Source organism: Marinococcus halophilus, from assembly GCF_002265875.1.
GTDB lineage: Bacteria > Bacillota > Bacilli > Bacillales > Marinococcaceae > Marinococcus > Marinococcus halophilus.
In genome coordinates this window covers 87,170-113,672 of the sequence record NZ_NPFA01000010.1, presented here as the reverse complement: position 1 = coordinate 113,672, position 26,503 = coordinate 87,170, and the positions used below count along the sequence as shown (strand labels likewise).

Below are 26,503 nucleotides of genomic sequence, written 5' to 3'. Positions count from 1 at the left end.
TCAATTGGTAGTTGGAAAACTGAGTGTAGCGGCGAACCGCTTCCACCAGAACCTTAGAATTGGCATAAAACGAGCCAAGCAGATAGTATCTTCACATTTTTTGAGATTAAGAAGCAATTCCAAGAGGAGAAAAGATAACATATAGGATAGCGATGCCGGCAACCAGGCCGGCCGCAGCTGGTTTAGCGTATTTCCAAGGCACCATATCGACAGGTGCTTCATTTTTGAATTCAAAAGGCTCGGCCATCGGTTTGAATTTACCGACAACAAGCATCACGATTACGCTGAGTGGAAACAACACGCTCAGTACATAAAGGAAGTTGAGTTCTCCGATAAAGATTTTACTGGCGCCGTACAAGATGATATGCACCGGCACAGCCACTTTTGCGGCAAATGGCGACACTCTTTTGGTGTAAAAGCCGACGACCATAATGGCAAGCACGGGAATGTTAAAAAACCCGAACATTTCCTGCAGATAGTTATAAAGTCCTGATGGGGCAAACAAAATAAATGGGGAGATGAAAATAGAAACGATTGCTACAATCATCGCAAACCGCTGGCCGGAACGAACAAGAGTCGTTTCATCTGCGTCCGGGTGAAATAGCGGTTTATACAAATCAAGCGTAAACAGCGTAATCACGCTGTTAATACCCCCATTAAACGAACTCAGGACAGCCCCGAACAAAATAGCTGCGAATACGCCAGTGAGTACTGGCGGCAGCAGGTCAGTCACAAGGGTTGGGTACGCGGCGTCTCCATTGGCGAGACTGTTGCCATACAGATGATAAGCGATTACGCCGGGAAGAACGAGGTAAAAGGCGCCGAATAATTTAAACAGGGCGGTAATCATGACGCCTTTTTGGCCTTCTTTTAAATTGCGTGCTGCAAGTGGACGCTGGACAATGGCCTGGTTGATACAAAAATAAAAAAGGTTATTAAATAACAGTCCCATAAATATGGTGGGCCAGGGCACCTGGGCGTCATTGCTGCCGTCGATGGCATTTAATTTTTCAGTATGTTCAGAGGTGAGCGTCCCGACTCCGTTAAACACATTACCATTGCCGAGCGCCATGAGACCGAGTATCAGAATAAGCAGGCCCCCGGCAATTAAGCCAACGCCGTACAGGGAGTCGGCAGAAGCAATGGCCTTCAGACCGCCGAATACGATGTAGAGCATACCGACAAGCCCAATGGCGGCAGAGACAATCAAAACAGTGAAGAATTGACTCGTGCCGAGCACGCTTGAAATATCAAATATTTGATCAAGCACAAGCGAGCCGGAATACAGCACCGTCGGAAGAAATGAAGAGGCAAAGCCAAGCAGCATCAGTAAAGAAACAATCTGTCTGGTCCGCTGGTCATAACGCTTTTCAAGAAATTCGGTGACGGTGGTTACCCCCGCCCGTAAGTATTTTGGCAGAAACATAAACGCCATAAAAATGAGCGCGATCGGCGTTGTAACTTCCCAGGCCATTGAAGCCATTGATCCAGTGTATGTCTGTCCACTCAGTCCGACAAGCTGCTCGGTAGAAAGATTGGCAAGCAGAGTAGAGGAGCCGATGGTGAGTGCCATCAGGCTGCGTCCACCAAGGAAATAGCCTTCCTGGCTTTTCATATTAATGCTTTTTGTCCGGTAGGAGGCGTAACCGGCAATGGCTATGGTAATGAGAATGAATGTAAAAAGTGAAAACATGATGTCCCTTCTTTCCTGCTGTTAAATTATGTCGAAACGTTTTGGTAACGTGCACGAAAAAAGGTTTACCCCGGGGGATTTCTGCGCAAACCCCCGATGTAAGCGGATTGTACAAAAAACATCATAACGATGATTTCATAAAGCAAATGAAACTATTGATAAAAAAGAAATGATAACCCTTACATGATGTAAATAAAAAAATCAACAGAAAAAATGTGACGATTTTGTGTCGTAAGCGTTTTACAATCTAGACGTATGTAGACTCAGCCTATAGAATAAGAACTCGTTGCGGTTAAACAGGACGAAAGAATGATTGATTAATATATCAAGGAGGGATAACAATGATCGTACGCAATGGCCAAACGTTTCGCCCAATGGTGATGATTGCCATGTTTATGATTTCTACGTTCGCTATCGGTACTACCGAATACGTCGCCATGGGGATTTTATCGAATGTCTCGGATTCCTTTGGCATCACGATTTCTGCTGCAGGGCTGATTGTCAGCATGTATGCGCTCGGTGTCGCTGTGCTCTCGCCAATCGCTATATCTCTGTTGGTGAAATTTCCAAGAAAGTATGTATTGATTGGATTGATGCTGCTGTTTATCGGGTCCAGCATCGCCAGTGCGCTGGCTCCAAACTATACGGTGCTGCTGTGGGCACGCGTCTTCTCCGCATTGATGCACGGACCTTTCTTTGCCATTGCCATGGTTATGGCGAGTGAAGTTGTCCCTCCATCGAAGAAAGCCGGCGCGGTGGCTGCCATTAACGGCGGACTGACTATTTCGCTAATGATCGGGGTGCCGTTTGGAGCATATATTGGAGATTTGTTTGACTGGAGAATGGTTTTTGCCGGCATTGCCGGCCTCGGTGTTATCAGCCTGCTCGGCATCATCTTTTTCGTGCCGAATATGAACGCCGAAGAGCCAACATCGATGAGAAAAGAACTTGGCGTATTTAAGAGGAAGCAGGTGCTGTTTGCACTAGCTATTACGGTTTTCGGATATTCAGGTGTTTTCACTGCCTACACGTATATTGAACCACTGCTTCAGGATATTACCGGCCTTGGTCCGGTAGGTATAACGCTTTCCCTCTTTTTATTCGGGGTAGGGGGCGTTCTGGGCAACATGCTGTCCGGACGCCTGAACGCTGAATCACTGCTGAAGCCGCTCATGGTTGTGATGGCTTCGCTGACTGTTATTTTGTCGACTCTCACCTTAACGAGCACGATTACCTGGCTGGCTCCGATTTCGGTGCTTCTGCTTGGAATGGGGGCCTTTGGGACGGTGCCTATTCTGCAGACGACGGTTATCCGGGCGGCAGAAGGAGCGCCATCGATTGCGAGCGCTTCTGCAGTCTCTGCATTTAATCTGGCCAACGCCTTTGGAGCCTGGGTCGGCGGTGTAGTGATCAGCCTTGGTTTCAGCCTTCCGCTGATTGGTATGGCCGGTGCTGTTATTACGCTCTTAGGCTTAATGCTTTCGTGGCTTTCGTTTCGTTCCAGCGAAAAAGAAGTCCAGGAAAACAGACAGGGAGTCCCGGCCACAGATTCTTAAGAACGAAAAAATCCGCACCGCTCAATCGAGCGTGCGGATTTTTTGTTTAAAGATTGCCGGCAATATCTGCAGTATACTGAAAAGATATCTTTTTTGCTTCAAAATCATAAATGTTGGTAATGCCCATTAATTCATCGAGTCCGAGCTTATCCCGAAGCTCGCGCAGCTGCTTTTGGACCGTGGCGGGAGAGCCAATAACAGCACGGCGTCGATTGTGCCGGACTTTTTCCTGTTCTTCCTGTGTCCAGTTACTGGGGTCTATACTGTTTGGAGCAGGTACTTTCGTATTTGTTCCTTTTTCAACATTTAACAGCCATTGATCCTGACTTAAAGCGAGGTGCTCAGCTTCTTCGTCGGTGGGAGCACAAACGATAAATACGCAGGCGGCAGTCACCGGCCGAGGCTGGCGCTCGCTTGGTACAAAAGAATCGTGATATTTTCGGACTGCGTCCACCCCCTGGTTGGGACTGATGAAATGGCCAAACATGAACCCGGCGCTTTGTTTGCCAGCGTCCCGGGCGCCGCGTTCAGACAGGCCCAGCACCCATGTTTCGGGCAGAGAGGCACTCATCGGAGAGGCTTTAATGGAGGCATAGGGGTGGTTTCCGGGAAGAGAGCGGTCAATAAACCCCTGGACTTCCTGCAGAAGGCGGGGGAAGGCGGAAAGGCTCTTTTTATGGCCATCGGTCAAAGCTTCCCGGATCGTATTGCCTCCCCCGGGAGACCTTCCGATGCCAAGGTCGATTCTGCCTGGAAATAAAGCTTCAAGCACCTTGAAGTTTTCTGCTACTTTATAAGGACTGTACTGAGGAAGCAGGACCCCTCCTGAACCGATGCGGATGCTTGAAGTAACGCTTGCCAGGTGCGACATCAGAATTTCCGGCGAAGAACCGGCCAGGCCGCTCGTGCTGTGATGCTCAGCTACCCAAAAGCGGTGAAATCCCAAGTCTTCGGCCAGTTTAACAAGTTCACGTGTGTGTTCAAAGGCTTTTTCGGGTGTTTCGCCGTCTGCAATTGGTGACTGGTCAAGAATGCTTATATTCATACGCGTTCCTCCAACTAAACAGAATGCTTTTCTATGCTAGTCCAGTGTAAAAGAAAACCGGAAAAATCTACAGTAAATGAAACGGAGGCGTTTGATGAACACAAAAGCAATCAGCCATTGGATCCAGGAAGTGTACGGTATAGCCCGGGCAACGGTTCAACAATGCGGAGCCAGTCATTATGAAGTGAAAGACAGAATGAATACAGAATGGGTTCTGATAATTGGAAAGCTTGTCCTTTCAGAGAAAGAAACAATTCAGTGGCTTGAAGCTGAAAATGATATCGGTATAAGAAAAACAATAGATGGGAAAAAATTGCCGAGTGCAGGGGAGGATGGCCATGCCTATATGTATCAGAAGAAAGCCGGGACCTGCGGAAAGGGGAAAGAGAAGTACCGGAAGCTCGGCGCCGGCTTGGCAGCAAAACACCGCAGCTGGCATGAAAAACTGCCGGGAAACGATAAAAAGAGCATTCTATTGGCAGAACAGACCGCTGAGGCAGAGCGACGGCAGATGGATAAACTGCTTCCGGAAGGCCAGACGATTATTCGGCAAAGCATCGATTCGTTATTCCCCGTCATACAGCAGGCGGCCACACAACCAGGCAGCATAGGTTTTGTTTTCAGGGAAGTGAAATGGCGGACTGGGTTTTCAGCAGAGAAAGTCCTTCTTCCAGGAGCAATGCCGTGAGTCCATGTAAGGTTATACGATCTTGCGGCGCTGCTGCGGAGTATCCTGATGTCTTTTTCCGGAGAAGAGGATTATCAGCCATTTGCGAGAATGGTTTTTAATGAACTGCTGGCCGGCTATGACAGTACGTGGAGTATTCCACTTCCCTCGCTGCAGCAATTTGCCAATATTTTAGAATGGCATGATTTGTATCAGTATGCGCTGCTCTGGCAGCCGGCAGATACGGAGGCAGTTTTGGCGAGGAGAGTGCGTGAACAGATCCGGCTTGAACATCGGCTGCCACTGCTGGAAATTTAACAGCTGAGCTTATTTTGGGGGGACCATCGTAAAAATTTCACCGCTTTCAAAGATGCGTATCACTTCATCCAGCCATTCGTAATATCCGAGGGCATAGTTGATTTTTTCCAGATCGTGCTGCAGCACTTCAATAAGATACGGCTCGTCCGCTTCCTTTAAAAAAGTTTCAAAATCTTTTTTGGCCTGGCGGGCTGCTTTTTGATTATTATCCGCAGCTTCCCGCCACCGGTTCACAAAAGCAGAAGCAAATGACTGGTACCAGTCGTCGTTGGGTTGGTACAGGTCCTTGCGTACTCCCTTTTCCCACACCCGTTCCACCATATCTGCCTCCATGAGGGCCCGTATCCCTGTACTCATGCTCATTTTACTCATGCCGAGTGCTGTGCTCATATCATCCAGGGTCATGGGCCGCTTGGCAAACAACACGGTGCCGTACAAACGTCCGTTTGTATCGGAAACGCCGTACAGGCCCATATTTTGGGCAATCGTGCCAATAAACTGATGTTTCGCTTCGTCCAGTTTGTCCTGAATGTTTTTTTGTTCCCTTTCCATACAGGGCCCCCTTTTTGCATGTAGTGCTTAAAGTTTAGCAAAATGCTTTGAAATAAAAAAATTGAATATTCGGTCGTTAAATCTTTTAATCAGTAGATAAAGATAGATATAAGTATATAATTTATGTACAGTATATACTTTATGAATAAAACAGCCTCAAATGGAGTGAGGAAAGTTTTGTAACTTTTATCCTAATAATATATAGTAAAAGAGTGATAACAAATACAGAGACAGACATAGTAAAAGAGGTGTGAAACGTTGGCGAAGATAGAAGTAGAGAACTTAACCAAAGTCTTCGGCAAGCGCCCGAACCGTGCGATTAACCTGTTGGAACAGGGAAAATCGAAAGACGAGATTTTAAAAGAAACGGGCTGCACGGTCGGCGTGAACCGGACCAATTTTTCGGTAGAAGCCGGGGAAATTTTTGTCATCATGGGCCTTTCCGGAAGCGGGAAATCTACACTAGTGCGACTTCTGAACCGGTTAATTGATCCGACCGAGGGAAGCGTATGGGTGGACGGCGATGATTTGGCCCGCATGGATGATAAAGGACTGAGAAAGGTACGCCGGGAAAAAATGAGCATGGTTTTCCAACAATTCGGACTATTCCCATTTCGGACAATTCTCGACAATGTAGCATACGGTTTGGAAATTCAGGGCCTGGAAGATCAGGATAAAAAGAAAAAAGCGGAGGACGCGCTGCAGCTCGTAGGCCTTGGCGGCTACGGCAACATGTACCCGGATGAACTGTCCGGCGGCATGCAGCAACGGGTCGGCCTGGCCCGGGCACTGGCAGCGGACACCGATATCCTGCTGATGGATGAGGCTTTTTCCGCGCTGGACCCATTGATCCGGAAGGAGATGCAAGACGAGCTGCTGGAACTGCAGGAACGGATGCAGAAAACGATCGTGTTCATCACTCATGACCTGGACGAAGCACTCCGGCTCGGGGACCGCATTACCATTATGAAGGATGGCCGGATTGTCCAGATCGGTACGCCGGAGGACATTCTTCAGCATCCGGCGGATGATTATGTGGCCCAGTTCGTCGAAGACGTAGACCGCTCCAAGGTGTTCACCGCCGAAGCGGTCATGAAACGTCCGGAAACGCTTACGATTGATAAAGACGGCCCGCGGGTGGCGCTGCAGCGAATGAAAAAAGAAGGCATTTCGAGCTTGTATGTGACGAATAAAGACCGGACGCTGCTCGGGATCGTGCATGCTGACGAAGTATCGGAGCTGGTGGAGCAGGGCTCGGAAGATATGCGCAGCGTGCTTCACGAAAACGTGCCGGCAGTACAGAAGGACACAGTAGTCAAGGAAATGATTGAGCTGCTTACATACAAAAATACACCGGTTGCTGTCGTTGATGAAGATAACAGGCTCGTAGGTATCGTCGTGAGAGGTTCTGTCATGGCACTTCTGTCCGGCAAGGAGGTAGAAGCCGTTGAATAAGATTACACCGCTTCCGCTGGCTGACTGGATTGACGCGTTTGTGTCCTGGCTGACCCAGGCAGAATTTATTTTTGGGCCTCTGACGGATATTGTTGGTTACTTGATCAGCGGCTTCGAATGGTTGTTCGGCATTTTCCCGCCGTGGCTGCTGCTGTTAATCATGACCGGATTAACGTTCTGGTTCGCCGGCCGGAAAATCGGGCTCACGGTGTTTGTTCTGCTTGGGCTGCTCCTGATCTGGAACCTAGGCTATTGGGAGGACATGGTGCTCACGCTCGCCATCGTACTAACCGCCGGGCTGATTTCCATAGTGATCGGGGTGCCGGTCGGCATCTGGATGTCCCGGAGCCCGGTTGTAGAAGGCGCCGTGAAGCCGGTGCTTGACTTTATGCAGACGATGCCCGCCTTTGTGTACCTGATCCCGGCCGTGGCGTTTTTCGGGATCGGCATGGTGCCGGGGGTCGTTGCCTCCGTAATCTTCGCGATGCCGCCGACAATCCGTTTTACGAACCTCGGCATCCGCCAGGTGCCGACCGAAATCATTGAAGCGTCGGAGGCCTTCGGGTCGACGGGGAACCAAAAGCTGTTCAAGGTACAGCTCCCGATGGCCAAAACAACGATTATGGCGGGGATTAATCAGACGATCATGCTGGCGCTGTCGATGGTCGTCATTGCCTCAATGATCGGGGCGGACGGCCTCGGCACGGCCGTCTACTTTGCCGTCGGCCGGAACGACGTTGGCGGCGGCTTTGAGGCCGGTCTTGCGATCGTGATTGTGGCGATTATCCTGGACCGGCTGACGCAGGGTATTGGAGCAAGTAAGCGAAAATAGGAACACCTTCCGTTAATGGAAGTATCCATATAATTCAAACAAAAGGGGAGTAATTTACATGGAAAAATTATGGAGAAAAGCTGGTTTAGGCGCAGCCGGAGTTTCAATGGCTGCAATTATGACCGCGTGCGGCGGTGGCGGAGATTCCGAAGAATCCGGCGGCTCTGACGATTCCGGATCGAGTGAAGAATCCTCTTCGGGAGGTTTTGGCGAAGAAGTAGACTACACGATTACCGGCATTGACGCTGGGGCTGGCATTATGTCTCAAACAGACCAGGCGATTGAAGATTACAACCTTAGCAACTGGAATCTCCAGGCAAGCTCAGGAGCGGCAATGACTAGTGCACTTGGGGACGCGATTGCAAATGAAGAACCGATCATTGTCACCGGCTGGACCCCTCACTGGAAATTCGCCGAATATGATTTGAAATACCTGGAGGATCCGGAGGGCTCTTACGGTGACGGTGACGATATTCATACCGTGGTGCGCCAGGGACTCGAAGAGGATCTACCGGGGGCGTACCAGTTCCTCGATCAGTTCCAGTGGGAAGCTTCTAACATGGAAGAAATCATGGTAGAGATTCAGGACGGCACAGAACCGGCTGAAGCTGCTGCTGCATGGGTCGATGAAAACGAAGATATGGTATCTGAATGGACTGACGGCGTAGAGGAAGTCGACGGTGAAGCAATTGAACTTGTGTACGTTGCCTGGGATTCTGAAATTGCTTCTACGAACGTAGTCGGAGAAGTGCTTACCGACCTTGGCTATGATGTAACGTTAACTCAGCTTGAAGCGGGGCCAATGTTTGCGGCCGTTGCTGACGGTGAAGCAGACGGCATGGTTTCCGGCTGGTTCCCGAACACACACGCGAGCCAGATGGAAGAATACGGCGACAGCTATGAAGATCTTGGTCCGAACCTCGAAGGCGCAATCACGGGCCTGGTTGTACCGGAATATATGGATATCGAATCGATTGAAGATCTTGAATCAGAAGAATAAACGTAGAAAGCCGGAGCTCCTGAGAGTTCCGGCTTTCTTTATGGCTAACTACACCAAATACCCACAGGCATAAGCCTGCGGGCATCAGGAAGTGGCGCAATCATGAACCAGGCAGCAGATAATGCTGCCTTAAACCGGTTCAATAATCGAGGTATGGGGTGGGGTAGTAATGGTTTACCCGTTTTCACCCAATTTAATCTGCCTAATTATAAAATATAAAAATCCCGCTAATAAAAAGCGGGATCTGATCTATTCTGTACCGAAGTACTGTTTTGCTTTTTCCAGATACGGTTCTGTTTCCGGTGTCAGTTCAGTGTCCTCCACGATTGCTTCTACTGGACAGACAACTACACAGGCACCACAGTCGATACAAACGTCCGGATCAATATAAAATTGCTCTTTTCCTTCTTCGATACAGTCTACAGGACAAACATCCACGCATTCCCCTGCTTTTTCCTCTATACATGGCGATGTAATGACGAATGCCATTTTGGTTCACCTCTTTTCGAAATATTCAAGAGATTTGTGAGTACGCGCCGAAAACCTGTCTCTCCAATGAAGAAAGCCGGCGCCTAGTAAGAAACCTCTCTTCTCCTAGTGTAAAACATATAGTGTTCCTTTACAATTACCTGCCGATAAGTATAATGGGTTATGAGTCTAAATTTGATTAAACATATTAAAATACTATGGATTACACATGGAGGGAGGTGACGGCGTGTCCTGGGAGATTGCATGGGTGCTTATTATCGTATTGGCGATGGTGGGGGCGTTGATGAAAGAAATTGCGAGACCGAGTATTATTTTTCTATTCGTGCTTTCTTTGCTGTTGGTCACGGGGCTTATTACCCCGCAACAGGGGCTGAAGGGGTTTGCCAACCAGGGCATGCTGACCGTTGGCCTTCTTTGTATTGTCGCAGGGGCCGTCCAGCAGACCGGCATTGTCGACCGTTTCGTGGAAGGGGTGCTGAGTAAAGGGCGCACCCCGAGGGGTTCATTAATGAGAATGCTTGTACCATCGGCGCTTATGAGCGGTTTTTTAAACAACACACCGATCGTAGCAACGTTTTCACCGCTTGTGAAACGATGGTGTGAAAAGTATGACCTCGCTCCGTCCAAGTTTCTGCTTCCTCTATCCTACGCCACGATTATTGGGGGCACGATTACACTAATAGGCACGTCCACCAACCTTGTTGTGCATGGGCTTCTGTTGGAGCGGGGCTACGCAGGGTTTCATTTTTTTCAGCTCGCCTTAATCGGCATCCCGGCAACAATTGCTGTCACCATCTTTATTTTAACGGTTGGCATAAAGATTCTGCCGGCACGGAAACCCCCGCTGTTCTATCAGAAGGAAGGCCGGCGGAAGTATATGCTGAAGCTCGAAATCACGCCGGCATACAAGCATCTCGGAGAGACACTGAAACGGGCAGGTTTTATTAACGATCCTTCGATGCAGCTGCTTGCAGTGATACCAAAAGACGCCCCGGGCAGCAGAGAGGTCGGCGAACACCATGTACTCGAGCCCGGCGACTGCCTGGTTGTTTACGGAGATCTGGCCCAGGTAGCTGTGCTTGAAAACATTGAAGGACTCAATATCAAAACAGAAGCAAACGAAGCACAGGCATCTGAACAGCCAAAAGAACGAAAACTGATGGAAGTAATGGTAACTCATTACTCTAATATTTTATTCACCAAATTAAAAGACATATTCTTTGACCAGCGGTTTGATGCCGCAATTATCGGTATTCATCGTTATGATGAAAGCTACTCGCCGGAAATGAAAGAAATGGTGGTAAAGCCGGGGGACACGCTCCTGCTTTTGGCTGGCCCGGAATTTGAACAAAAAACGAGCGCTCATAATGATTTTCACGTACTAAAAAATAGCGTGAATCCCTTTTTAAAAGGACCGAGATGGAAAAGCTGGCTGCCGCTTGTCATGATGGTGCTGATGGTTGTTCTGGCGGCTCTGCAGATTATTCCTATTTTTTATGCAGCGCTGATTGCTGTCGCCGGCCTGCTCGTAACTGGATCACTGTCACTTACAGATGTCCACCGCTATATTCCATACGAAGTGCTGATTGTCATTGCCGCTGCTTTTGGGCTTGGAGAAGCGATGATGAGTACCGGGGCAGCCTCGCTTCTGGCTGAACAGATGATCGAATGGTTTATGCCGTTTGGCGTCCTTGGAGTATTTACTGCCCTGTATGTACTCACAAATATATTCACGGAAGTGGTAACCAATAATGCGGCGGCTATCGTTATGCTTCCGGTGGCACTGGAAACAGTGGATATTTTATCTGTATCCCCTGTAGCAGCGGCAGTCATTGTTGCGATTGCAGCATCGGCAAGCTTTATTACGCCGATCGGCTACCAGACGAATTTATTTGTATACACGCAGGGCGGCTATCGTTTTACCGATTTTATGAAAATCGGTGTGCCGGTAAGCCTGATTGTAATGACTATCACAATCAGTATTACATGGACGGTATGGGGTTAAAAATTGGAAAAACGCCCACAAGTTTTTTATACTGAAAATAAAAAGAAAGAAGGTAAGCACCTTGGAGATACGAGCAGAAAAACTGTCCGCACCCAATTGGCTGTTTGTGCTGCCGCTTGCAGGTGCTGTACTGACCATTCTTATTTCAACTTCGATGCCTTATCAGCAGCAGGATATCCGGCCGTGGCTCGAGCATGTGCCGTTTGAATGGCTGCAGCCGTATGTTTCCGTGCCTTCCTTTACTTATGGCGGGGACCCGGTGAGCGTAGCTGCTTCCGGCGTCGAAGGGTATGTGGAATTTTTTATCCGCAAGGCAAGTCATGTGTTTATGTTCACCGTTATATTTATGGCGGCACTGTTTGCAGTGTACCCGTATAGTTTTTCATTTTGGGGAAAGCTTGCAGGGGCCTATAGTTTTGTGTTTCTATTTGCCCTGGTTGACGAATTCCGGCAGCACTTCAGTCCGGACAGGCACGGCATGTGGCAGGACGTAGTCCTCGATATGACCGGAGTAACCGCCGCAGCGGTCATTGTAGTTTTAGGCTGGCTGTGGAGATATGGCTCGAAATATATGTAAAAAGTCCCCTGCAGAGGAGTGCGGGGGACTTTGTTTTCAAACGGGGAGGATAGAGCGGGGGTTTAATGGAAGGGAGAAAAATTATTAGATGCCGGCAGGGAAGGGCTCAGTATTTAAACCAATGCTTTCCGGCGGTTCTTCGGGAGAGTTGTATTGCAGCTTTAAAAACCGGACGTCTTCGGCGTTTACTTCGACCACCTGAACACGCTTGTTGTCTTTGTTATCGTAGAGCCGGGTATTAATTCTTCCTTTTACACCGACCATAGCTCCTTTGTGACAGTATTCGCACGTCGTTTCCGCCTGCCGTCTCCATACGGTAACAGGTACGAAATCAGCATCATATTCCCCGTCCTGGTTGCGAAAGGACCGCTGGACAGCGAGGGTGAAGTTGCATACCGGGGTGCCGTCTTTCGTATAGGTTAATTCGGGATCCCGGGTGAATCTGCCGACAAGCGTCACTTGGTTAAACATGTAATCACTCCTGAATTGTTAGTAGGCCTGGAATGCAGACGTGTGGTGTAAAAAACGATGAAAGTATTCATGCCTGGGGGAGGGGAAAAATGCAAGGGTACGTTCAAGGGATAAAAAGGGGTGTTTCGGGGCGTACTCGGGCTGCGGTGCGAGATAGTCCCGGGCACTGCACCACCGGTACGTTCCCGAGTATGAATGGTCCAGCCTTTCAGTGGGAAGCAGATGTATCCGGCGGCTGTGCTCAAAAAAGGATGTTTCGTCCGGAAGAAGTTCAGAATGATAACGGGCCTGGAAGACCGGGCCGCTGGTTTCATAATGGCGCCGGTAGTGCATGGCGTAGGAAGCATGCAGCTCCCGCATAATAGTGGAGATAGAAACGTAGGTGGATTCGGCCAACAGATGAATACTGCCTGGAAGCAGGCAATAGGCGTGCAGGTCGAGCTTGGTGGTATTAATTACTTTAGCCAATAAGTATACGTATTGTTTATAATCTTTTTCGTTGGGAAATAACGTGCGGTTGGAAGCCCCAGCTGCAGTAATATAGTAGACAGTGCCTGGAAACCAAAGGCGTTCTTCCCGGGGCATGGGTATCACCTCTTTCGGTAACGATTTGCAGGGGGATTTCACCAAGAGGAGGGGGTTGGTGAAAATAAGGCCGCAGACTGGGCCTGGGAGCAGAAAAAAACGCGGTCGCGCCTCCTTTCATGTTAGAATATAAATACTATACCATATATTCCAACAAAAGGAAGAAGCAGAATGTGACAATACTTTGGGAGCCCTGGTACAGCTTTTGGAAAATTTAAGCAGGATGATTTTATTTCATGTATTTGTATTTCCTATTCATTATGGTATGTTGAATACAGCTTGATTTGTCTTGTATTTAACCTGCGTGCAGAGCGCGCAGCACAGTTATCAAGGAGGAAAAAAGATGAAAGTACGTAAAGCTATTATTCCGGCCGCGGGGCTTGGAACACGTTTTCTGCCAGCGACAAAGGCACAGCCGAAGGAAATGCTTCCTATCGTGGATAAACCCACTATTCAATACATAGTAGAAGAAGCGATTGCTGCCGGCATTGAAGACATTATTATTGTGAGCGGACGCGGCAAACGTGCGATTGAGGACCATTTTGACGTTTCGTATGAGCTGGAGCAGACGCTTGAAAAGAAAAACAAAACGAAGCAGCTCGAAGAGGTCCAGCAGATTTCCAACATGGCAAACATCCACTATATCCGCCAAAAAGAGCCGAAAGGCCTCGGCCACGCCATCTGGTGCGCTCACCGCTTTATTGGAGATGAGCCGTTTGCCGTTCTGCTTGGAGACGATATTGTCCATTCGGATGAGCCGTGCATGAAGCAGCTCACCGACGTTTTTGATAAGTACCAGAGTTCAGTCGTCGGTGTGCAGCAGGTTCCCGACCAGGACGTCTCCAAATACGGCATCATTGATCCGAAAAGTGAAGAAGAATCTGGCGTACACAAAGTACAGGGCTTAAAGGAAAAGCCGGACCTTGCGGATGCGCCTTCCAATTACGCAGTAATGGGACGCTACGTTTTAACGCCTGAAATTTTCGACATTCTCGAAACGCTGCCGCCGGGATCGGGCAATGAAATTCAGCTGACAGATGCCATTACGAAGCTGAACGAAAGCCAGGATGTGCTGGCGTATGAATTTAACGGGGTACGCTATGATGTTGGCGACAAATTCGGCTTTGTTAAAGCAACGATCGATTTTGCCCTAAATCGGGAAGATCTGCGTGAGCCGCTTGAAGATTATCTGCAGAACAGTATTCTGCAAAAAGAAACGGACAAAAAGTAAACATTTCAACCGCAAGCGCCGCCGGGGGAGCACCCCCAGGCGGCTTTTTTGCATAAAAAAAGAGCCCGCGCCAGGCTCTTTCGTTATGCTTTATCCTCCTCCTGTTTCTTTTTAATTGGATACGCTCTCCACTTGGAAAGGTCGATCTCATCCTTTTTCAGCAGACGATGCGGGAAGACAAACGTCCAGGGCCGGCTTGAAAAAGGCTGCACGGCGAAATCCTCGAGCTTGAATCCGCCCCGGGCAATAACATCCCCGTGTGCATCCTCGACCTGCAGCGGCACATTGTCGAGCTTGAGCTCGTTGTTGCCCCCATTGCGGATGAGGAGCGTCACATGGAGGTCACCGTTTTCGGACTGTACGGCACGCATGCCCATAAAGTTAACTTCACCAGGACGCGGCGGCTTCATGTCACGGATCATGTCCTTCAGCTTATCCACCTGCTGCTCGCTGAGCGCACTTTTCCAGCTGTCGGCAAGGTCAAGGTGGTGTTCGCGCTTTGGTTTTTCAACGTGAAAGCCAATTTTCCATCCGTCTTTTGGAAATTCCTGCTGAAGCTGCTCTTTAGGTGCGAAATAAAAGTTCCACGGCCGTGCGCTTCGCGGCGGAATATCGCCGACGCCTCTTAAATCGACTTTCTTTTTCGCAATCACCTGGTTGTCATTGCTCATGATTAATACGGTGGACTCCTTCAGCCGGATGGCTTTTTCCGCCCCGTTACGGATAAAAGCGGTGACAAGCATCTGGCCGTGTTCATCCCGCTGGGCGCTGATGCCGGAAAGCGCTACCTGGCCGGGCTTCAGCCGGGGTGCTTCGCCGTTTAAAAAGCGCAGGTAGTATTCATCTTCCTCCGGGATTTCGGCTTCAGGATGAAGGCTGAGCGTGGTTTCGACAGTGCGTCCGCTGTCATCGTGTGCTTCTTCTATGGTTTCCTCATCCTCCTGGGGTTGTTCTGCCAGGTTTTCTGGTTTGGCAGCATCTCCCTGGGACGATTGCTTTTTTCTACCGAATAAAGCCATTTTTTTCACCCTTTTATAATCGTAGTCATGGAGCTTTTTTATAAATGTACCAGCGTTGAATATATTCTGTGCGTCTTTTTAGTATATCATTCTGCCGAATGACTTTTAAGGGAAATCTCCAGGTGCAAGTTATTATTCCCACGACTCGTTTTCCTGTACAATTGATATACAAGCGATACAAACAATAAATGAACAAATAGAGGAGATATGCACATGAAGGGTCTGGTTGGTGCGGCGGTGTTGATGGCTCTATTGGCAGCACTCGTAGTTTACAGCCCGGCGGATTCTCCGTGGAGCGGCGTCAAAGAGCGTCTCGAAGAAGCGGGTGGCACGACCTACGAAGAAACGGCCACGCAGGGCGAGAGAATGGCGCTGTTTTTATCCAATCTGCTTGGCGAAAATCTGCAGGCAGATGAAAACAGCGGAAGCGCTCCGGGGGCCGGCACGGTAGAAACAGAAGTGCCAAAAGGAACAGGGGACTGGGAAATGGCAGGCGTAAGCCTTGGGGACAGCGTTGAAGAAATGGAAGCTGCACGTGGAGAAGCGAAGGATGTGCAGGCAGGCAATTATTCGTTCGACTGGCATATCTATTATAAGGATAAATATGAGCAGTACGCCCAGTACGGCGTGCAGGACGGGCGCGTAGTGGCGCTTTATTCCAACCAGCAGACGTGGCAGGACGCTGAAGGAAACGGTTGGGGAACCGGACGCGACACTATCCGGGAGACGTACGGAGAATCCATAGAAACGGTGGCCAGAGGTAATATCCGGACAGAAACGAATGAACAGCAGCAGGGAGTCTACGAAGTGGAAGATGGGTATGCCACCTTTTTCTACGACATTCATGAAGAGAACAGGGTAAATGCCCTGCTGTTAGTAGATAAAGAGGTGGAAAGGAATTCTTCGTTCTATGCCGGAGAATCCGAAGAAGTGCGGGAGTCGTATGAACAGCTGGTGTGGCACTTAACCAACGCCCAGCGCGTCCAGCTCGGCCGGGATACGCTCGCCTACAATGATTCGGTGGCGGCGGTGGCAAGGGCACACAGCGAGAATATGGCCGAAAACCAGTTTTTCGATCACGTAAATCCGGAAGGGCAGAATCCGTTTGACCGCCTGGAAAGAGATGGTATCGGCTACATGCAGGCGGCTGAAAATATTGCTTCTGGCCAGCGGTCCCCGCTGTATGCTGCAGCTGGATGGATGAATTCATATGAAGGGCACCGGGAAGCGATGCTCGGTAATTATGACGGGCTGGGAGTTGGCGTAGCATTTGACGAAGAAAACCGGCCGTTTTACACTCAGAATTTTGTTAGTCCAAGCAGGGAGTGATCGATGAATGCCGGCAAATATCGTAGTGGTAGGAAGTATTAATATGGATCTTGTTACAATAGCGGAACGGATGCCTTCCCGGGGAGAAACGATCCTCGGGGAGGATTTTCACACGTTTTTTGGAGGGAAAGGGGCTAACCAGGCGGTCGCCGCTGCCCGACTCGGGGCCCGGGTGTCAATGGTCGGAGCGATTGGAGGCGATGCTTTTGGAAAAGAGCAGCTCGGACATCTGGAAGCAGAGGGCATTAGTACAGAGCATGTCCGTACGCGACATGGCATGGCAAGCGGTATTGCGACCATCCTTGTATCGGAAGGGGATAACCGCATCATCGTCACGCCTGGAGCAAACGCCACTGTCCGCCCGGAAGATATTGAAGCAAGCCGGACGCTCCTGAGAGAGGCGGATGTTATTCTTGTGCAGCTCGAAATCCCGGCGCCGGCTGTGGAAAAATTGCTGTACACCGCAGAAGAGGAGCAAACACCGGTTATTCTGAATCCGGCGCCGATGCAGCCGCTTCCCCCTGAATGCTGGAACAAAGCCGCCTACCTGACGCCGAACGAGCAGGAATTTGTCCAACTGCAAGAGGCGTATCCGGCCATTGTTGAACGCCGGGAGAATATTGTGGTGACAAAGGGAGCGGCTGGAGCGCTGATCACGCGCAAAGACGGCAGTGAAGCTGTAATCCCTGTGCGTGCGGCAGACGTGCGGGATACTACAGGAGCAGGTGATACGTTTAACGGAGCGTTTGCGACAGCCGTAGCAGAAGGCATGACCCTTGAGGATGCCTGCCGGTTTGCTAATGCCGCCTCGGCCCTTTCCGTCGAGAAGGAAGGAGCCCAGACCGGCATGCCGGAACGCTTACAGGTTGAAGACCGGGACCTTTAACACGTATAAAGAAGTGGATGTAGAATAACTGGCAAAATGTGATACAATAACATTTGACAATCCCGCTTAAGCGTAAGCGGTTATTCACGCGTATAATTAAAGTACGAAAATACATAAACTAAAGGTTGGGAAAACGTATGAAGCTAACAGTAGTAGGCACCGGCTATGTCGGCCTTGTATCAGGAACAAGCTTTGCAGAGCTTGGCAATGACGTGATCTGTGTGGATAAGATCCCGGAGAAAGTAGACCGGCTGAACAATGGGGAAATCCCGATTTATGAACCAGGGTTAAAGGAATTAGTGGACGCAAACCGCGCTGCCGGGCGGCTGCAGTTTACGACAGAACTGCAGCCCGCCGTCCGGGCTTCGGACATTGTAATCATTGCGGTGGGTACACCGGAATCGGAAACAGGGGCTGCCAACATGTCCTACGTGTACGGAGTGGCGGATGAAATTGGCGAAGCGGTAAATGATGACAAGTTCCGCGTGGTCGTGAACAAATCAACGGTGCCGGTGGGGACGGCGGACCGTGTGCGCTCGCTGATTGCCGACAAAAATCCGGATGCTAAGATCGAAGTGTGCTCCGTGCCGGAATTCCTCCGGGAAGGTTCGGCTGTGAAGGATACGTTCAATCCCGACCGTGTCATTATCGGTACGAACTCGGATAAGGCAGCGGAGATTCTAACAGAGCTGCATCAGCCGCTTACAGACAATATTGTTGTCACGGATCCGCGCAGCTCCGAGATGATTAAATACTCCTCCAACGCCTTTCTTGCGACGAAAATTTCCTTTGTGAACGAAGTGGCTAACATCTGCGATTACTACGGGGCAGATATTAACGCGGTTACCCGCGGGATGGGGATGGACAACCGGATTGGGCCGAAGTTCTTGAATGCAGGGATCGGCTACGGGGGCTCCTGCTTCCCGAAGGATGTTAAAGCGATCAAGCACCTGGCGGAGGTTAAAGGTTACTACCCACAGCTGCTGCAGGCGGTAAACGACGTGAATGAAAAGCAGAGCCTTCGTATGGTGGACCACCTGAACGTGATTTTTAATGAGGACATCCGCAATATTACGGTGGCGCTTCTCGGCCTGGCCTTCAAGCCGAATACCGACGACATGCGGGAGGCACCGTCCCTGAAAATCATCCGCTCGCTCCAGGAGTACGGCGTGAAAGTGCGTGCCTTTGACCCGGTAGCTGAAGACAACGCCAGGCAGCTCCTCGAGGGAGACGTCTACTATGCGGAAAACGCCCTGGATGCATGCGAGGGTGCAGATGCAGCCATGCTTGTCACGGAGTGGGAAGAGTGCCTGCAGGTGACCCCGGAAAAGTTAAAAAGCATTATGAAAAAGCCGGTAATGATTGATGGCAGAAACGCATTTAAAGCAAAGGAATTTAAAGAAGCCGGATTTATTTATCACGGCATCGGCCGGAAATAATAGAAAGAAGCCCGGAAGGAGATCGAACTCCTTCCGGGCTTCTTTTACCTCTGAAAAAGCAAGTGTTTACGGCGCGGTTTCCCCGTAGGTTTCTTCCTCTACAGCGGGTGCCTCATTGTACATCTGCGTGCCGGGGAGGGCCAGTGGCTCCCTGGATGCCGGTAAATCGAGCTGGTTACGCAGGTTGTTGGATATTTCGAGCGTTGCTTCCGAATTTAACTGGTAGTAATAAACCCCGTTAATCGTCGTGTCTGAGCCCTCCAGCTGGGTGGAGTCAATCTCGTTTAATGAGTCGGCGTACTGCTGCAAAGCGATCATGTTGCCGAACGTCAGGTTGGTGCTGACATTTTCGCTGACGCTGTCAAATACGTCATTATAATTATCGATGGATTCGATAGAGCCGGCCTTGCTGATCAGGCTTTCGAGCACCTCCTGCTGACGTTCACCGCGCCCAAGATCTCCGCGTGGGTCCTGTTTTCGCATCCGCACGTATTTCAGCGCTTCTTCGCCGTTCAGCGTCGCCGGTCCTTCTTCAAACGTCGTGCCTTCCTCCGTAAAATCAAATGGCACATTCACATCCACGCCGTTGAGATCGTTAATAATGTCGGTGAAAGCCGCAAAGTCTGATTTTACGTAATAGTCAACCGGGATGTTCAGCGTATCTTCAACGGTCTTAACCGCTAAATCGGTACCGCCGTAAGCGTGGGCGTGGGCAATTTTGTCTTCACCGTGGCCTTCAATGTTTACAAGCGAGTCTCTCGGAATGCTTACGAGCTTTACTTTCTTGGAATCCTTGTTGAAGGTACCGACAACCATTGCATCGGAGCGGCCTGACATCGATCCTTCTTCACGGTCATCCACCCCGAGAAATAATACCGAGAAGCTGTCCTCCGCCGGATCAACGGCCTGGTCCCGCAGATTCGATTTTTCCCCGCGTTGTAGCTCTTCTTCTGTGTCTGCGGATACGCTGTTCAGCTGCTGGAGAAAGTAGGCGGAGGCGCCTCCGGCAAGCAGAAGAAAAAGCAGTGCAACTACAGCCGCCGTTTTCCAGACGAGGGCTTTCTTTCTTCTTTTACGGAGGTTTCTCCGTTGGGATGTTGAGCTTGGCATGTCAGCACTTCTCCTTTAAATTGTATAATGGCCGGGGCATATGAACTAGCAAGAGCGCCTGCAGAGGCGCTGTTAGAGAAAAAGCAGTTATGCATTCGAAAAAAGATTGTATTCTTTTATTGTAGCTGAGGCAGCGACAATAGTAAATAAAATATATACCGAAGCGAAAGGTGTTCCGCTCCTGGGAGCGGGTTTTATTACCCGGGAAATAAAAAAGTGCTAGGACAATTCATCCGTTTCCACGAAGGCCTGTCTTCCTGCTTCTATACCGGCCTGGCCGCTGCTGATATTTATAAGCCACTCCCGGCATGCTTCCTGTTCTTCCACAGGGGCGTAAAGATGAAGCTTTACCTGCTCCTCGTAGTCAACGGTGTCAAGAATATAGGAAGAATTGCGGGCTTCGTATTCCAATTTGCCGAGCAGGGTGTAATCGGCAGTCACTACGAGCTCCTGCATCAGGGTGCGCCGTACGATGCCCACGTGATTCAGCGCTTCAGAAACCGAGGAACCATATGCCCGGATCAGGCCGCCGGCGCCGAGCTTTATCCCGCCGAAATAGCGGGTAACCACAACCACGGTATCCTTCAGCTCCCGTTTTTTCAATACTTCAAGCATCGGTACGCCGGCGGTGCCGTTCGGCTCCCCGTCATCATTTGCTTTTTGAATATGGTCCTGTTCGCCAATTACATACGCTGAACAGTTGTGGGCGGCATTCCAATGCTCTTTTTTAATTCCTTCAATGAACGAATGCGCGGTTACTTCGTCTGCTGCACGGGTAATATGAGTAATAAAACGTGATTTATTTATGGTAAATTCATGCTGGCCGCTTTGTTTAATGGTACGATATGAAGTAAGCATACGGTAACATTCCTCCTAGGTAATGTCATTACCGTATAACAGGATTGTAACAGTTGCAACATTTTGGCTAGTATATACCAGGAAATGAGCGAAAATGAATCAAAATGCCAGTTGAATATGTAAATTTATGATTTTTCATTACATAGCGGAATAGGTCCAAAAGAATATGCTAAACTATTCATGAACCGTTCTATGCGGTATTGAAAATTCGCAGGCAAGTATAGAGGGTGATGGTAGCCTTGCGAAACCCAGCAGATTTAGATCAAATTATTGAGCAAATGCTCCAGACAGTAGAGAAAAGTAAAGAAGAAATCTTTGAAATCAGCGAAACCTCCAGAAAAGAACTTCATGCACTCCAGGAAGAATTAAAAGAGATACAGGAACACATTTCTGATACGATTGAACGCTCCGATCAATTGGAGGTTGAAGCGAGAGTCGCAAGAAATCAGTTAGCAGAGGTAAGCAAACGGTTCCGCCAGTTCAGTGATGAAGAAGTGCAGAAGGTGTATGAAAAAGCCAATGAGGCGCAGGTAAACCTGGCTGTGGTCCGCCAGGAGGAAAAACGCCTCCGTGACCGCAGGGACAATATCGAACGCCGCCTGATTCAACTGGATGAAACCATTGAACGGGCTGAAACGCTTGTATCCCAGGTTGGCATTGTTTACAATTTTCTCGCTGGCGACCTGCAGGACGTCGGGGAGTTTGTCGAAAACGCCCGGGAAAAGCACGAGTTCGGCCTTCAGATTATCGAAGCGCAGGAGGATGAGCGCAAGCGGGTAGCGCGTGAAATTCATGACGGCCCGGCGCAGACGCTCGCACACGTTTTGCTCCGCTCGGAGCTTGTCGAGAAAATCTCCCGTGAAAAAAGCGCGGAGGAAGCCATCCAGGAATTCCGGGAGCTCCGCGTCCTGATCCGTTCAAGTCTTGGGGAGGTCCGCAGGATCATTTACGACCTGCGTCCGATGGCGATTGATGACCTTGGCCTTGTGCCGACGCTGCAGAAATATCTGCGCCACCTTGAGGATAATACAGGCATGACGACAGAGTTTACGGCGAAGGGAAAAGAAGCAAGGGTCGCCCCGAACCTTGAGATCGGGCTGTTCCGCATTGTACAGGAAGCAGCCCAGAACGCTTATAAGCACGCAGAGCCGGATCTGCTCCGGGTGCAGCTCGAACAAAGGCCGACGAGCATTACGATCTTGATTAAAGACGATGGCAAAGGATTCGATGTGGATAAAGCCCGGGACAAGTCGTTTGGCCTGCTCGGTATGCGAGAACGTGTGAACGCGCTGGGCGGGGAGCTGACGATTGATTCCGTCATAGGCCAGGGCACGCGGGTGAAGGTGTTTGTCCCGCTTCATTAAAAGCTAAAGCACCAGTATATAAATTAAAGATAAGTGAAGAGAAGAAAGGATGAGAACGTATGCAAGAACGTATCGATGAAAAAATCAAACTGTTGTTGATTGATGACCATCAGCTTTTCCGTGAAGGCGTCAAACGCATTCTGGATATGGAAGAAAACTTCGAAATTGTCGCAGAAGGCAGCGACGGAGAAGAAGCGTTTGCGCTTGTGGAAGATTATCATCCTGACGTTGTGCTGATGGATATCAATATGCCAGGCGTCAACGGCGTCGAGGCAACCAAGACGCTGATCGAGCGCCACCCGGATCTGAAGGTGCTTATCCTGAGCATTCACGATGATGAATCATACGTGACCCATGTGCTGAAAACAGGCGCTTCCGGCTATCTGCTGAAGGAAATGGACGCTGATGCCCTGATCGAAGCTGTGAAGGTGGTCGGCTCCGGCGGCGCGTACATTCATCCGAAGGTGACGCAGAACCTGATTAACGAATACCGCCGGCTCGCTCATGAAGGCGACGATCACGGCGTGGATGACACCGAAATCGGCTACAAAGAGGTGGAGTACCGCAAGCCGCTTCATATCCTGACGCGCCGGGAGTGCGAGGTGCTTCAGCTGATGACAGATGGCTACAGCAACCGGATGATCGGCGAATCACTCTATATTAGTGAGAAGACGGTGAAAAACCACGTCAGTAACATTCTGCAGAAAATGAACGTGAACGACCGGACCCAGGCAGTTGTGGAATCCATTAAAAAGGGCTGGGTGAAAGTCCGCTAAACGAGCAAGAGCTGCCGGTGTCATATCGGCAGCTTTTTTGCGCTTTGGCATTGACTTCCGTCGGGAAGTCCGTAAAATGAAATCGAACTCATACACAACCCGTATTTATAGAAAGCACGAAAGGAGAGGGCCTGCTTGCCAAATATCGCCGTAGTTACCGACAGCACATCATACTTGGACCGGGAAGAGCTCAAGCAGTGGAACATTCATGAAATTCCGCTCAATGTGGTGGTGAATGAAGAAACGATGCCGGAGACTGACTGGGACGTTGCCACGTATTTTCAGACGATGAGACATTCAGAAACGCTGCCGACCACGTCGCAGCCGTCGCCGGGAAAGATGGAGGACCTGTACCAGGAAATTGCCCGGGAGGCCGATGAAATTATTTCGATTCATTTAAGCAGCGGCATCAGCGGGACGCACCAGACAGCTGTCGCCGTCGCTGATGACATTAAGGATACGGTCCGCGTGCACTGCTATGATTCGGAAATCAGCTGCCGGGCGCAGGGCTATTTTGTATTAACCGCTGCCCGGATGGCCTCGGAAGGACATGATATAGCGGCCATTATCGCCGAGCTCGATAAAATCAAAGAAACGATGCGGGCGTACTTTATCGTTGAAGACCTGCGCCATCTGCAGCGGGGCGGACGCCTGAGCGGGGCGCAGGCACTCGTCGGCAGCATGCTGCGTATTAAGCCGGTGCTCGAATTTACTGATAAGCAGATTGTGCCATATGAAAAAGTGCGCACCTCTAAAAAAGCACTCGCCCGCATTCAGTCGATTTTTTTGGAGGAGGCTGCCAAAGGACCACTCCAAGCAAGCGTCCTTCATGCTAATGCTGAAGAGGCCGGGGAAGCATTCCGCCGCCAGCTGCAGGAAGCCTCGCCGGAGTCCCGGGTCTCTCTCGACCATTTCGGACCGGTGATCGGCACCCACCTCGGCGAAAACGCCATCGGGCTTACCTGGTACCGTCCCGAAATCCTCTCCAAGTAATTCCGGCGGCCGTCTGGCCGTCTCCTCTTTTTACACCCTCCGACGAAAGGAACCACCCTCCCATGAATAAACTATCTTCTTTGTTTACCGGCAGCAAACGACCGGCATCTCCTTTTCACTCCCTCTCCTCTGTTTCTGAATTTCCCGATATCCCCTTGCCAGATTACGAACAAATGCAGGCCCACTGCAGCGGCCGGGCGCTTCTCGCCCAGGAACTGCCATATGAGCAAAAAATAATCGATACCTACGTGCGGGCAGGAATGCTGCAAAAGGTGCCTGCCATTACGCAGCAGGACTCTTTTTGGCGATGCCAGCGATGCAGCAACCAGGACCCCGGCTTGTTCGGCGCCCACACATGCGCATGCGGAAGCGAGCGGTGCTTCTACTGCCGGGAGTGTCTGGAAATGGGCCGGGGGTCAGCCTGCACGCCGCTCTATTACTGGACCGGACCGGAAGCTTTCCGTGCAGCTGCCGAGCCGCTGGCATGGGCTGGCCGGCTCTCTCCCGGGCAGGCACGTGCCTCCAGCGCCGCCGCTGAAGCCGGCAGACAAAAGCGTGAGATATACATCTGGGCCGTGTGCGGCGCGGGTAAAACCGAGATGATGTTTCAGGCCGTGGCTGAGGCGATCGCACGCGGGGAACGTGTGCTGTGGGCTACCCCGCGGACAGATGTAGTAAGAGAGCTGTACCCGCGTCTTGCCGGCGTATTTCCCGGGGTGCCTGCAGCGGCCTGGTATGCCGGCAGTCCCGAAGCGCTGCCGGGAGCGAGCCTGGTGCTCGCAACGGCACATCAGGCACGGCGGTTTAAGAGTGCTTTTGATGTGGCGGTGATTGACGAGGTGGACGCGTTTCCGTACGTGTTTGACCCGGGCCTCCAGCAGGCCGTGCGCGAAGCGTGCCGTCCGGAGGCCGCGGTTGTATATTTAAGTGCTACTCCCGGACAAGACGAACAGCGCCGGATGAAAAGCGGGGCACTTGCATATGTGCGGGTGCCGCGCCGGTTTCACGGCCACCCGCTCCCAGTGCCAAAGTGCCGGTGGGCCGGAAACTGGAGCCTGCAGCTCTCCCGCAGGCGCCTGCCGAACGCCCTGCTCCACTGGTGCCGGTCGCGGAATGCGGTCCATCCGCTGTTTGTGTTCATTCCATCCGTCGCGGTCATTCAACCGGCGGTGGAAGCGCTCCGGTCAGAAGGGTTTCGCTGTGAGGGCGTGCACGCCGGGGACGAAGAGCGGGAGGAAAAGATTACTGCATTCCGGAACGGAAGCCTTGATATACTCGTGACCACTACTATATTGGAGCGAGGCGTCACAATTCCGAAAGCGGATGTTGCGGTGCTTGGCGCGGATGACGCTGTCTTTACCGAAAGCGCCCTCGTACAGATTGCCGGAAGAGCCGGGCGGAACCCGGAGCGGCCGGAGGGTGATGTGATTTTCTTTCACTACGGGCGCACCAAGGCGATGCAGCAGACGATCCGCCATATCGAAACGATGAACCGGGAGGAGGCGCCCTATGACCACTGACGGAGCTCTGTTGTCGTTTGCGCGCGGCCGCTGTCTTTCCTGCCGGGAGCAGCTGCAGACGTCGTGGACATACAATAATCTGTTTACGTGGAAGAAGAGCCTGCTGTGCGACAATTGTACAGAGCAGCTCCCTGCTATTACCGGAGCGGCGTGCCCGGAATGCTGGGCACCAGGGCACCCAGAAGTGTGCCCCGACTGTCTGCGGTGGCGCCGGCAGAACAGCGCCGGCCGCTGGGTGAAAAATGTCTCGCTGTTTCACTACGATAGTTGGATGCAGGCGTGGACGACCCGCTGGAAATTCCGCGGCGATGCGGTGATGGCGGCGGCGTTTTATCACGATCTCCGCCATGCCTACCGGAAGCACTTTCACGGCTTCGTGCCGGTACCTATTCCGCTGACGCCGGAACGGACGTTAGAGCGACGGTTTAACCAGGCGGAAGTGCTCGCCGCCGGCCTTAACATTCCGTACGTTTCCGCCCTCGAACGTGCTACAGAGGCTGCCGGCAAGCAAAGCAAGCAGACGAAACGGGAACGCCTGCAATCCGTGCGCGGCTTTACTGTTTCCCTTCCGGAAATCGTTTCCGGGCGAAACGTTCTGATTATTGACGACATTTATACGACCGGGGCGACGGTTCGCGAAGCAGCAGGAGTGCTTGAGGCAGCGGGTGCTGCGTCCGCGGCTTCGCTTACATTGATTCGTGCTTAAACTCCGGACAGGCTGTGCCGATATAAA

General features: G+C 50.8%; 26 protein-coding genes. 17 read left to right on the top strand and 9 right to left on the bottom strand.

All coding sequences use genetic code 11. From position 1 onward, the window contains the following. Nucleotides 1-106: 106 nt before the first annotated feature. Nucleotides 107-1,696, bottom strand: coding sequence for a solute:sodium symporter family transporter (locus CHL76_RS11620; RefSeq protein WP_179124146.1), 1,590 nt, complete (start codon nucleotides 1,694-1,696; stop codon nucleotides 107-109). 338 nt (nucleotides 1,697-2,034) lie between these two features. Between CHL76_RS11620 and CHL76_RS11615 the strand changes: the two genes are divergently transcribed. Continuing rightward, the gene (locus CHL76_RS11615) at nucleotides 2,035-3,249 is read left to right on the top strand and encodes an MFS transporter (RefSeq protein WP_094908625.1); all 1,215 of its coding nucleotides are present in this window, start codon (nucleotides 2,035-2,037) and stop codon (nucleotides 3,247-3,249) included. Between the two features lie 46 nt (nucleotides 3,250-3,295). Here CHL76_RS11615 and CHL76_RS11610 read toward each other — a convergent pair whose 3' ends face one another. Further along, a complete protein-coding gene (locus CHL76_RS11610; protein WP_094908624.1) occupies nucleotides 3,296-4,294 on the bottom strand; it encodes an LLM class flavin-dependent oxidoreductase in 999 nt (332 codons plus the stop codon). A 94-nt stretch (nucleotides 4,295-4,388) separates the two neighbouring features. Here CHL76_RS11610 and CHL76_RS11605 point away from each other — a divergent pair, with 94 nt between their 5' ends. Then, nucleotides 4,389-4,982: a hypothetical protein gene (locus tag CHL76_RS11605; protein ID WP_094908623.1), complete on the top strand. Its 594-nt coding sequence runs from the start codon at nucleotides 4,389-4,391 to the stop codon at nucleotides 4,980-4,982. Nucleotides 4,983-5,030: 48 nt separating this feature from the next. After that, the gene (locus tag CHL76_RS11600) at nucleotides 5,031-5,279 is read left to right on the top strand and encodes a hypothetical protein (protein WP_094908622.1); all 249 of its coding nucleotides are present in this window, start codon (nucleotides 5,031-5,033) and stop codon (nucleotides 5,277-5,279) included. 9 nt (nucleotides 5,280-5,288) lie between these two features. Here CHL76_RS11600 and CHL76_RS11595 read toward each other — a convergent pair whose 3' ends face one another. After that, complete coding sequence (locus CHL76_RS11595; protein WP_079475392.1) at nucleotides 5,289-5,831, bottom strand: GbsR/MarR family transcriptional regulator; 543 nt, start codon at nucleotides 5,829-5,831, stop codon at nucleotides 5,289-5,291. Between the two features lie 258 nt (nucleotides 5,832-6,089). On the opposite strand from CHL76_RS11595, the gene CHL76_RS11590 reads away from it, so the two are divergent. Genes CHL76_RS11590 through CHL76_RS11580 form a run of 3 tightly spaced genes read left to right on the top strand, consistent with a single transcriptional unit; the run spans nucleotide 6,090 to nucleotide 9,118 of the window. Next, entirely contained in the window at nucleotides 6,090-7,286 is a 1,197-nt protein-coding gene (locus CHL76_RS11590) for a quaternary amine ABC transporter ATP-binding protein (RefSeq protein WP_079475393.1), read from the top strand. Then, nucleotides 7,279-8,118: an ABC transporter permease gene (locus CHL76_RS11585; protein ID WP_079475394.1), complete on the top strand. Its 840-nt coding sequence runs from the start codon at nucleotides 7,279-7,281 to the stop codon at nucleotides 8,116-8,118. The genes CHL76_RS11590 and CHL76_RS11585 overlap by 8 nt, the downstream gene beginning before the upstream one ends. Before the next feature lie 58 nt (nucleotides 8,119-8,176). Beyond that, a complete protein-coding gene (locus CHL76_RS11580; RefSeq protein WP_079475395.1) occupies nucleotides 8,177-9,118 on the top strand; it encodes a glycine betaine ABC transporter substrate-binding protein in 942 nt (313 codons plus the stop codon). 249 nt (nucleotides 9,119-9,367) lie between these two features. Here the strand turns inward: CHL76_RS11580 and CHL76_RS11575 are convergent, their stop codons facing one another. Beyond that, nucleotides 9,368-9,607, bottom strand: a complete 240-nt coding sequence (locus tag CHL76_RS11575; RefSeq protein WP_079475396.1) for a DUF362 domain-containing protein — start codon at nucleotides 9,605-9,607, stop codon at nucleotides 9,368-9,370. Nucleotides 9,608-9,833: 226 nt separating this feature from the next. On the opposite strand from CHL76_RS11575, the gene CHL76_RS11570 reads away from it, so the two are divergent. Together CHL76_RS11570 and CHL76_RS11565 are read left to right on the top strand one after the other, a co-directional pair. Next, nucleotides 9,834-11,612, top strand: coding sequence for an SLC13 family permease (locus CHL76_RS11570; RefSeq protein WP_158219167.1), 1,779 nt, complete (start codon nucleotides 9,834-9,836; stop codon nucleotides 11,610-11,612). Nucleotides 11,613-11,673: 61 nt separating this feature from the next. Further along, nucleotides 11,674-12,189 (top strand): VanZ family protein, encoded by a 516-nt coding sequence (locus CHL76_RS11565; protein ID WP_158219166.1) that lies wholly within the window; start codon nucleotides 11,674-11,676, stop codon nucleotides 12,187-12,189. Between the two features lie 84 nt (nucleotides 12,190-12,273). Here the strand turns inward: CHL76_RS11565 and CHL76_RS11560 are convergent, their stop codons facing one another. Together CHL76_RS11560 and CHL76_RS11555 are read right to left on the bottom strand one after the other, a co-directional pair. After that, nucleotides 12,274-12,660, bottom strand: a complete 387-nt coding sequence (locus CHL76_RS11560) for a single-stranded DNA-binding protein (RefSeq protein WP_079475399.1) — start codon at nucleotides 12,658-12,660, stop codon at nucleotides 12,274-12,276. Between the two features lie 18 nt (nucleotides 12,661-12,678). Continuing rightward, complete coding sequence (locus tag CHL76_RS11555) at nucleotides 12,679-13,245, bottom strand: transposase (protein WP_079475400.1); 567 nt, start codon at nucleotides 13,243-13,245, stop codon at nucleotides 12,679-12,681. A 343-nt stretch (nucleotides 13,246-13,588) separates the two neighbouring features. Here CHL76_RS11555 and galU point away from each other — a divergent pair, with 343 nt between their 5' ends. After that, entirely contained in the window at nucleotides 13,589-14,476 is an 888-nt protein-coding gene (galU, locus tag CHL76_RS11550) for a UTP--glucose-1-phosphate uridylyltransferase GalU (RefSeq protein WP_079475401.1), read from the top strand. 83 nt (nucleotides 14,477-14,559) lie between these two features. Here the strand turns inward: galU and CHL76_RS11545 are convergent, their stop codons facing one another. Next, the gene (locus CHL76_RS11545) at nucleotides 14,560-15,495 is read right to left on the bottom strand and encodes an accessory Sec system S-layer assembly protein (protein ID WP_079475402.1); all 936 of its coding nucleotides are present in this window, start codon (nucleotides 15,493-15,495) and stop codon (nucleotides 14,560-14,562) included. A gap of 213 nt (nucleotides 15,496-15,708) precedes the next feature. Here CHL76_RS11545 and CHL76_RS11540 point away from each other — a divergent pair, with 213 nt between their 5' ends. The 3 genes from CHL76_RS11540 to CHL76_RS11530 all read left to right on the top strand — a co-directional run bounded on the left by CHL76_RS11540 (nucleotide 15,709) and on the right by CHL76_RS11530 (nucleotide 19,149). Continuing rightward, nucleotides 15,709-16,824 carry a CAP domain-containing protein gene (locus tag CHL76_RS11540; protein WP_158219165.1) on the top strand — a complete coding sequence of 372 codons (1,116 nt, stop codon included), beginning with the start codon at nucleotides 15,709-15,711 and terminating at the stop codon, nucleotides 16,822-16,824. Nucleotides 16,825-16,831: 7 nt separating this feature from the next. Beyond that, complete coding sequence (rbsK, locus tag CHL76_RS11535) at nucleotides 16,832-17,710, top strand: ribokinase (protein WP_094908620.1); 879 nt, start codon at nucleotides 16,832-16,834, stop codon at nucleotides 17,708-17,710. 137 nt (nucleotides 17,711-17,847) lie between these two features. Continuing rightward, the gene (locus tag CHL76_RS11530; RefSeq protein WP_094908619.1) at nucleotides 17,848-19,149 is read left to right on the top strand and encodes a UDP-glucose dehydrogenase family protein; all 1,302 of its coding nucleotides are present in this window, start codon (nucleotides 17,848-17,850) and stop codon (nucleotides 19,147-19,149) included. Nucleotides 19,150-19,215: 66 nt separating this feature from the next. On the opposite strand, the gene CHL76_RS11525 is transcribed toward CHL76_RS11530, so the two are convergent. Further along, nucleotides 19,216-20,259, bottom strand: a complete 1,044-nt coding sequence (locus CHL76_RS11525) for an LCP family protein (protein WP_094908618.1) — start codon at nucleotides 20,257-20,259, stop codon at nucleotides 19,216-19,218. Between the two features lie 219 nt (nucleotides 20,260-20,478). Then, nucleotides 20,479-21,117: a YigZ family protein gene (locus CHL76_RS11520; RefSeq protein WP_094908617.1), complete on the bottom strand. Its 639-nt coding sequence runs from the start codon at nucleotides 21,115-21,117 to the stop codon at nucleotides 20,479-20,481. Nucleotides 21,118-21,347: 230 nt separating this feature from the next. On the opposite strand from CHL76_RS11520, the gene CHL76_RS11515 reads away from it, so the two are divergent. From CHL76_RS11515 to CHL76_RS11495, 5 genes are all read left to right on the top strand, one after another. Then, on the top strand, nucleotides 21,348-22,481 hold the full coding sequence (locus tag CHL76_RS11515; protein ID WP_079475408.1) for a sensor histidine kinase: 1,134 nt from the start codon (nucleotides 21,348-21,350) through the stop codon (nucleotides 22,479-22,481). A 59-nt stretch (nucleotides 22,482-22,540) separates the two neighbouring features. Then, nucleotides 22,541-23,257 carry a response regulator gene (locus CHL76_RS11510; RefSeq protein WP_079475409.1) on the top strand — a complete coding sequence of 239 codons (717 nt, stop codon included), beginning with the start codon at nucleotides 22,541-22,543 and terminating at the stop codon, nucleotides 23,255-23,257. Nucleotides 23,258-23,392: 135 nt separating this feature from the next. Continuing rightward, nucleotides 23,393-24,250: a DegV family protein gene (locus CHL76_RS11505; RefSeq protein WP_233133382.1), complete on the top strand. Its 858-nt coding sequence runs from the start codon at nucleotides 23,393-23,395 to the stop codon at nucleotides 24,248-24,250. A gap of 62 nt (nucleotides 24,251-24,312) precedes the next feature. Further along, entirely contained in the window at nucleotides 24,313-25,770 is a 1,458-nt protein-coding gene (locus CHL76_RS11500; protein ID WP_079475410.1) for an ATP-dependent helicase ComFA, read from the top strand. Continuing rightward, the gene (locus tag CHL76_RS11495) at nucleotides 25,760-26,476 is read left to right on the top strand and encodes a ComF family protein (RefSeq protein ID WP_079475411.1); all 717 of its coding nucleotides are present in this window, start codon (nucleotides 25,760-25,762) and stop codon (nucleotides 26,474-26,476) included. The genes CHL76_RS11500 and CHL76_RS11495 overlap by 11 nt, the downstream gene beginning before the upstream one ends. Nucleotides 26,477-26,503: the final 27 nt, after the last annotated feature.